This is a genomic window from Salipiger marinus (assembly GCF_035481585.1).
In the GTDB taxonomy this organism is placed as follows: domain Bacteria; phylum Pseudomonadota; class Alphaproteobacteria; order Rhodobacterales; family Rhodobacteraceae; genus Salipiger; species Salipiger marinus.
In genome coordinates this window covers 322,554-329,650 of sequence record NZ_JAYKSL010000003.1, presented here as the reverse complement: position 1 = coordinate 329,650, position 7,097 = coordinate 322,554, and the positions used below count along the sequence as shown (strand labels likewise).

General features: G+C 72.1%; 7 protein-coding genes. 5 read left to right on the top strand and 2 right to left on the bottom strand.

Going from position 1 to position 7,097, the window contains the following annotated elements:
• From VK682_RS06430 to xylB, 5 genes are all read left to right on the top strand, one after another.
• Positions 1-380, top strand: a 380-nt coding sequence (locus VK682_RS06430) for an HAD-IA family hydrolase (protein WP_324781583.1), incomplete at its 5' end; no start/stop codon positions are given.
• 79 nt (positions 381-459) lie between these two features.
• Complete coding sequence (locus tag VK682_RS06425) at positions 460-1,668, top strand: ABC transporter substrate-binding protein (RefSeq protein WP_324781582.1); 1,209 nt, start codon at positions 460-462, stop codon at positions 1,666-1,668.
• Positions 1,669-3,345 carry an ABC transporter permease gene (locus VK682_RS06420; RefSeq protein WP_230795825.1) on the top strand — a complete coding sequence of 559 codons (1,677 nt, stop codon included), beginning with the start codon at positions 1,669-1,671 and terminating at the stop codon, positions 3,343-3,345.
• Positions 3,338-3,970 carry an ABC transporter ATP-binding protein gene (locus tag VK682_RS06415; RefSeq protein ID WP_324781581.1) on the top strand — a complete coding sequence of 211 codons (633 nt, stop codon included), beginning with the start codon at positions 3,338-3,340 and terminating at the stop codon, positions 3,968-3,970. The genes VK682_RS06420 and VK682_RS06415 overlap by 8 nt, the downstream gene beginning before the upstream one ends.
• Before the next feature lie 114 nt (positions 3,971-4,084).
• Entirely contained in the window at positions 4,085-5,536 is a 1,452-nt protein-coding gene (gene xylB / locus VK682_RS06410) for a xylulokinase (RefSeq protein WP_230795826.1), read from the top strand.
• A gap of 6 nt (positions 5,537-5,542) precedes the next feature.
• Here the strand turns inward: xylB and VK682_RS06405 are convergent, their stop codons facing one another.
• Together VK682_RS06405 and nudC are read right to left on the bottom strand one after the other, a co-directional pair.
• Entirely contained in the window at positions 5,543-6,001 is a 459-nt protein-coding gene (locus VK682_RS06405) for an SRPBCC family protein (protein WP_324781580.1), read from the bottom strand.
• Between the two features lie 44 nt (positions 6,002-6,045).
• Positions 6,046-7,005, bottom strand: a complete 960-nt coding sequence (nudC, locus tag VK682_RS06400; RefSeq protein WP_324781579.1) for an NAD(+) diphosphatase — start codon at positions 7,003-7,005, stop codon at positions 6,046-6,048.
• Between the last annotated feature and the right edge of the window lie 92 nt (positions 7,006-7,097).

Below are 7,097 nucleotides of genomic sequence, written 5' to 3'. Positions count from 1 at the left end.
CGGGGCTGCGGCTGGCGGTCGCCACCACCACCAGCGCGCCCAATGTGCAGGCGCTGGCCCGCGCCTGCTGGGGCCGCGACGCGGATCAGGTCTTCGACGTGATCGCGGCGGGGGACGAGGTGCCGCGCAAGAAGCCCGCCGCCGACATCTACACGCTGGCGCTGGCCCGGCTGGGCCTGCCCGCCGGGGCAGCACTTGCGTTCGAGGACAGCCGCAACGGGGTGCTGTCGGCGCGTGGCGCGGGGCTGCGCGTGGTGGTGACACCCGCGCTTTATACCGAAGCGGAGGATTTTACCGGCGCGCTGGCAGTCCTCCCCTCGCTGGAGCCCGCACACTGGCCCGAACCGCTGGCCACCGCCCTTGCCGGGGTCCGCGCCTGACGGGAAATTCGGTTGACCGCGACCACACGGACTTGCCACATGGCCCCGGTTCGCCCCGCGGCCTTGCAAGGAGTGTATGATGATCCGGCAGTTTTTCTGCACAGCGGCGCTTTGTGCCGCAGCCACCGGCGCGCTGGCCGATCCCGACCCCGCCGACTGGGCCGCCGTCACCGAAGAAGCGCGGGGCCAGACCGTGTACTGGAACGCATGGGGCGGGTCGGACGCGGTCAACGGCTTCATCGACTGGCTGGGCGCGCAGGCCTTGGCGCAGCACGGCGTCACCGTGACCCATGTGAAACTTTCCGACACCGCCGAGGCGGTGAGCCGGGTTCTGGCCGAAAAGACCGCCGGTCAGGACAGCGGCGGCGCGGTCGACCTCATCTGGATCAATGGCGAGAATTTTGCCGCGATGAAAGAGCAGGGCCTGCTGTTCGGGCCATGGGCCGAGGCGCTGCCGAATTTCGCACTGACCGATCCTGCCGCCAATGCCGCGCTGACCGCCGATTTCACCGTGCCCACCGAGGGGCTGGAGGCGCCATGGGGCATGGCCCGGCTGGTGTTTTTCCATAACAGCGCCCGGCTGGCCGAACCGCCCCGGTCGATGGCGGCGCTGGCGGACTGGGCGGCAGAGAATCCGGGCCGCTTTGCCTATCCGCAGCCGCCGGATTTTCTGGGCTCCACCTTTCTCAAGCAGGCGTTGATCGAGCTTACTCCCGATCCGGCGCTGCTGTCGCAGCCGGTCACTGACGCGGCCTATGACGCGGCCACCGCCCCGCTCTGGGCCTATCTCGACGCGCTGCATCCCAACCTCTGGCGGCAGGGCCGCGCATGGCCGCAGAACGGGCCGCGTCTGGTGCAGCTGATGGCCGATGCGGAAATCGACATCGGCTTTGACTTCAACCCCAACGCCGCCGCCAATGCCATCGCCGCCTTCCAGCTGCCCGACACGGTGCGCAGCCATGTCCATGACGGCGGCACGCTGGGCAATGCCAGCTTTGTCGCCATCCCCTACAATGCCAAGGCCAAGGCGGGTGCCATGGTGCTGGCCAACCTGCTGATGTCCCCCGAGGCGCAGGCGCGCATGGCGAACCCCGAAATCTGGGGGCTGGGCCCGGTGCTGGCGCTGGACCGGCTTGCGCCGCAGGACCGCGCGCTCTTTGACGCGCTGCCGCTGGGAGAGGCGACGCTGGATCCCGCAGCGCTTGGCCCCACCCTGCCAGAGCCGCATCCCTCGTGGATGGACCGGCTGGAGACGGACTGGACCCGCCGCTACGGCGTGGCGCCCTGAGTGCTGAGGGCCGCGCCCGCGCTGGTGCTGCTGGCGCTGCTGGGTCCGGTGGCGGCGGGGCTGGCGGGCACGCTGGCGCCCGCCTTTGGCGTGATGCCCACGCTGGGCGGCACCACCCCGGGGCTTGAGCCGTTCCGCGCCCTGCTGGACTGGCCGGGCCTGCCGCGCGCGCTGGCGCTGAGCCTTGGCACCGGGCTTGCCGCCACCGCGCTGGCGCTGGGGCTGACGCTGCTGATCTGCGCGGGCTGGCACGGCACCCGCGCCTTTGCCCTGCTGGAACGGGCGCTGTCGCCGCTGCTGTCGGTGCCCCATGCGGCGGCGGCCTTCGGCCTTGCCTTTCTCATCGCGCCCTCGGGATGGATCGCGCGCGGGCTGGCGCAGATTCTGGGCTGGGACCGCCCGCCCGATCTGCTGATCCTGCAGGATCCATGGGGGCTGTCGCTGACCGCCGGGCTCGTGGTCAAGGAGATGCCCTTCCTGCTGCTGATGGTGCTGGCGGCCCTGCCCGGCCTGCGCCCGGGACAAAGCCTCGCCACCGCGCAGGCGCTGGGTTACGGGCGCATCACCGGCTGGATCAAGGTGATCCTGCCCCGGCTTTATCCGCTGATCCGGCTGCCGGTCTATGCGGTGCTGGCCTATTCGGTGTCGGTGGTGGATGTGGCGATGATCCTTGGCCCCACCACGCCGCCGCCGCTTGGCGTGCAGGTGCTGCGCTGGATGAACGATCCCGATCTGGCGCTGCGCTTTCAGGCGGCGGCGGGGGCGGTGCTGCTGTTTGCCGCCACGCTGCTGGCGCTGGCGCTGTGGCGCTGTGGCGAACTGGCGCTGGCACGCGCCACGCGCGGCTGGCTGACCCGTGGCGGGCGCGGACGGGCCGAGCGCGGCCTGCGCGCCGCCGGTCTGGCGCTGGGGGGGATGTCGGCAGGCGCCGTGCTGCTGGGGCTGGCGGGGCTCGCCGTCTGGTCGCTGGCCGGGGTCTGGACCTTTCCCTCCCTCCTGCCCGATGCCCTGTCGCTGCGCAGCTGGCAGCGTCACGGGCCGGGGCTGGCGGCGCTGCTGGCCGAAACGCTGCTGATCGCCGCGCTGGCGGCGGGCATCGCCACGGCGCTGGTGCTGGCCTGCCTGCAGGCCGAACAGCGCCACCATCTGCGCCCGACCCGCCGCGCGCTCTGGCTGCTCTATCTGCCGCTGCTGGTGCCGCAGATCGCCTTTCTGCCGGGGCTGCAGGTGCTGGCGCTGCTGGCGGGGCTGGAGGGCAGCCGGGCGGCGGTGATCGCCGCCCATCTGGTCTTTGTGCTGCCTTACGCCTTCCTGTCGCTCAGCGATCCGTGGCGCGCGCTGGATCCGCGCTATGCCGCCGTGGGCCACGCGCTGGGGCATGGCCCGGCTGCGGTGTTCTGGCGGCTGCGCCTGCCGCTGCTGCTGCGCCCGGTGCTGACCGCCTTTGCCGTGGCCGCCGCCGCCAGCGTCGGGCAGTTCCTGCCGACGCTGCTGATCGGCGCGGGCCGGGTGCCGACCCTGACCACCGAAGCGGTGGCGCTTGCCTCCGGCGGCGACCGGCGGGTGATCGGCGTGACCGCGCTAGCCCAGACCGGCGCCGCCTTCCTGCCCTTCGCGCTGGCGCTGCTGCTGCCTGCGCTGCTGTGGCGCCACCGGCGGGGGATGCGCCATGGCTGAGGGGCTGGTGCTGGACCATGTGATCCTGCGGCGCGGCGGCGATCTGCTGCTGACGCTCGACGCGCGCGTGGCCCCGGGCGAGGTGCTGACGGTGATGGGCCGCTCCGGATCCGGCAAATCCACGCTGCTGTCGGCCATCATCGGCCAGCTTGATCCGGCCTTCACGCTGGAGGGGCGCATCCTGCTCAACGGCACCGATCTGACCCGGCGCCCCGCCGAGGCGCGGCAGGTGGGCATCCTGTTTCAGGACGACCTGCTGTTTCCGCATCTGTCGGTGGCAGGCAATCTGGGCTTCGGCCTGCCCCGCGCCCTGCGCGGCGCCGCCCGCCGCACCCGGATCGAGGCGGCCCTGCAGGAGGTGGAGCTGGCAGGCTACGGCCCGCGCGATCCCGCCACGCTGTCGGGCGGGCAGAAGGCGCGGGTGGCGCTGATGCGGATGCTGCTGGCGGAGCCGCGCGCGCTGCTGCTGGACGAGCCGTTCTCGCGGCTGGATGCCGGTCTGCGCGCGCAGATCCGCGCGCTGGTGCTGGCGCGGGCGCAGGCGCGTGGCCTGCCGGTGCTGCTGGTGACCCATGACGCCGAAGATGCCCGCGCGGCGGGCGGGCGGGTGGTGACCCTTGGCTGACCCCTTGCCCTTGGCGCCGGGTCGGGCAAACCTGCGCGGGCAGGCAGATCGGGAAAGCCTGCGCAGGCAGGCGGGTCGCGCGCAGGGACGCGCGACGGGCAGGAGGGGCTGATCGTGGAAATCGGGCTGGATCTGGGCACAAGCTCCGTCATTGCCGTGCTCTGCCGGGACGGGCGCATGCTGGGCGAGGCCACGCATCCGCTGACCACGCGCTCGCCCATGCCCTATGCCTCGGAACAGGATCCGGCGGACTGGTGGCAGGCGGTGCTGCGCGTGCTGGCCGACCTGCTGGCGCCGCTTTCGGCCTCTGACCGGCAGGACATCGCCGCCATCGGCCTTTCCGGGCAGATGCACGGGGCCGTGCTGCTGGATGCGACGGATCAGGTGCTGCGCCCGACGATGCTGTGGAATGACGGGCGCGCCCATGCCGAATGCGCCGATCTGGCCCGCAGCCTGCCGCAGATCGGCCAGATCGCGGGCGTGCCGCCGCTGCCCGGCTTCACCGCGCCGAAACTGCTGTGGCTGTCGCGCCACGCGCCGCAGGATCACGCGCGCATCGCCCATGTGCTGCTGCCCAAGGATTACATCGGCCTGCGCCTGCATGGTGGCCATGTCACCGACCCTTCGGATGCGGCGGGCACGCTGTGGTTCGATCAGGCGGCCCGGCGCTGGTCCGACGCGCTTTGTGCCGCCTCCGCCACCGATCCGCGCTGGCTGCCCGAACTGCGTGCCGGCCACGAGGTGGCAGGCCCCCTGCTGCCGCAGGTGGCGGAGGCGCTGGGGCTGCGCCCCGGGCTGCCGGTGGTGACGGGCGGCGGCGATGCCGCCACCGGCGCCGTGTCGGTGGGCGCGGTGGAGCCGGGGGCGGGGCTGATCTCGCTCGGCACCTCGGCGCAGCTTCTGGTGGCCGGGGACAGCTACACCCCCAATCCGGCGCGCTTCGTGCATGCCTTCGCCCATACCCTGCCCGACCGCTGGGTGCAGATGGCCGCCATGCTGAACGGCGCGCGCCCGCTGGCATGGTTCGCGGGCATCGCCGGGGCGCAGATCGGCCCGCTGCTGGCCGAGGCCGAAGCCACCGACCCCGCCCGCGTGCCGCTGTTCCTGCCCTATCTGACCGGCGAGCGCAGCCCGCATGGCGATCCGCATATCCGGGGCGCGTTTTTCGGGCTGGAGGACAGCACCAGCCGCGCCGCCATGATGCGCGCCGCCGTCGAGGCGGTGGCCTTCTGCTTCGCCGATGCCTTCGCCAGCTTCGACAGTCCGGCGCAGGATCCGGGGCCGCTGCCCGCGCTTGGTGGGGGCGCGCGCAGCGATTTCCTGCTGCAGGTGCTGGCCGATGTCACCGGCCACGCGGTCTATCGCCCCGAAGGCGCGCCCGCTGGCCCCGCCATCGGCGCGGCGCGGCTGGCGGCCCTTGCGCTGGGGCGGATCAGCCGCACGGATCTGGCGCGGCGCCCGGTGCCCACGCAGCTCTTCACGCCCCGCGACGCGCCCGCCCTGCGCGCAAGGCTGGACCGCTGGCGGGCGCTTTACGCGGCCCTGCGCCCGCTCTCGCTGCCCTGAGCGGGATCAGGCCCGGCTCAGCCGGTCCTCCAGCTGCTTGGCATAGTCCGCCATGCGCACCCGGAAGCGCTTTTCCAGATTGCCCCGTGCCAGTTTCAGCGACTGCACCAGCAGCCGCGCCGACAGGGTCTGCGGCTTCAGATCCGCCGTCATGGTCACGCGGGTGCGCGAGCGCGACAGCGCCACAAATTCCAGCCGGGTGCGCATCTCCAGCCCGCCGGACAGGCTGTCATAGACCAGCAGGTCGGGCGCCTGCGCCTCCACCAGCGTGATCCGCGCCTCGCGCTCCTTGCCGCGAAAGCCAAAGGTCGCCTGCCATGCCATGCCCACGCCGGGGCCCTCCGCCACACGGCGCAGAGCGACGCCGCGGCGCATGATCTGCCGCTCCAGACGCTCGTAATCGGTCAGCTCGGCATAGACCTGCTCCACCGGTGCCGCGATGTCTTCTTTTGTCGTGAATTCCATATCCGCTCCTGCCCCACCCGACTGGTGTTGCGCCAAGCCTCGCGTCAATCGAGCCGGTCCGCAAGCCACGCCCGCAGCAGAAAATGCGCGATGGCACCTTTCCGCGCGGGCTTGATCTCGGGGTGATCCCCCGCGAAGGCCTGCGCCAGTTCCTCGCGGCTGACCCAGCGCGCCGCCTCGATTTCCACCGGATCGATGGTCAGCGCCGTGTCCAGCGCCTCGGCGTGACAGCCCATCATCAGCGACGAGGGCCAGGGCCAGGGCTGCGTCGCCATGTAGCGCACCGCCCCCACAGGAACGCCGGTTTCTTCCATCACTTCGCGACGCACCGCCGCCTCCATGGTCTCGCCCGGCTCCACAAAGCCCGCCAGACAGGAGAACATGCCCTCGGGCCAGCCATGCGACCGCCCCAGCAGGCAGGAATTGCCCCGCGTCACCAGCATGATGACCACGGGATCGGTGCGCGGAAAATGATGCGTGCCACAGGCGGGACAGACCCGCTGCCAGCCCGCCATCATCACCTCTGACGCATGGCCGCAGCGGGCGCAGAAGCCGTGGCTGTCATGCCAGCCAAGGATCGCCTTGGCGGTCGCGGCAAGCTCGGCATCGCGCGGGCTCAGCGCCATCAGCAGCGCCCGCAATTCGACAAACCGCGCGCCCTCGGGCGCCAGCGGATGAACCTGCACGCTCTGGTCCAGAAACCCCTCGCCCGGGGGCGCCTCCGGCTCCCAGCCGGAAATGTCATGCGCCAGCACCACAGCGCCCGCCTCGCGCCCCAGCAGCACCGGGCGCGCCCGCGCCTCGGCAAGAAGCGGATGGTCCAGCGGCAGCCGCAGCAGATCCGCCTGCGCCTCGCCGCGCACCAGCGGCTTGCCGCGCCAGATCACCACGCTGCGCGCGCCCGGCGCCTGCAGCGCCGCCGCAAGTGCCGGAATGTCCCCGCGCAGATCCGCCGCCCGGTCCAGACCGGACCCGCCGAATGTCACCTCTTCCGCCTGCCGCATCACCGCTCTCCTGACTGCGCCTTCGGGATGCCATGCAAGACAGGCGGTGGCAACCACGCCCGAACCTGCGGTGCGAGGGGCGCTGCCCCTCG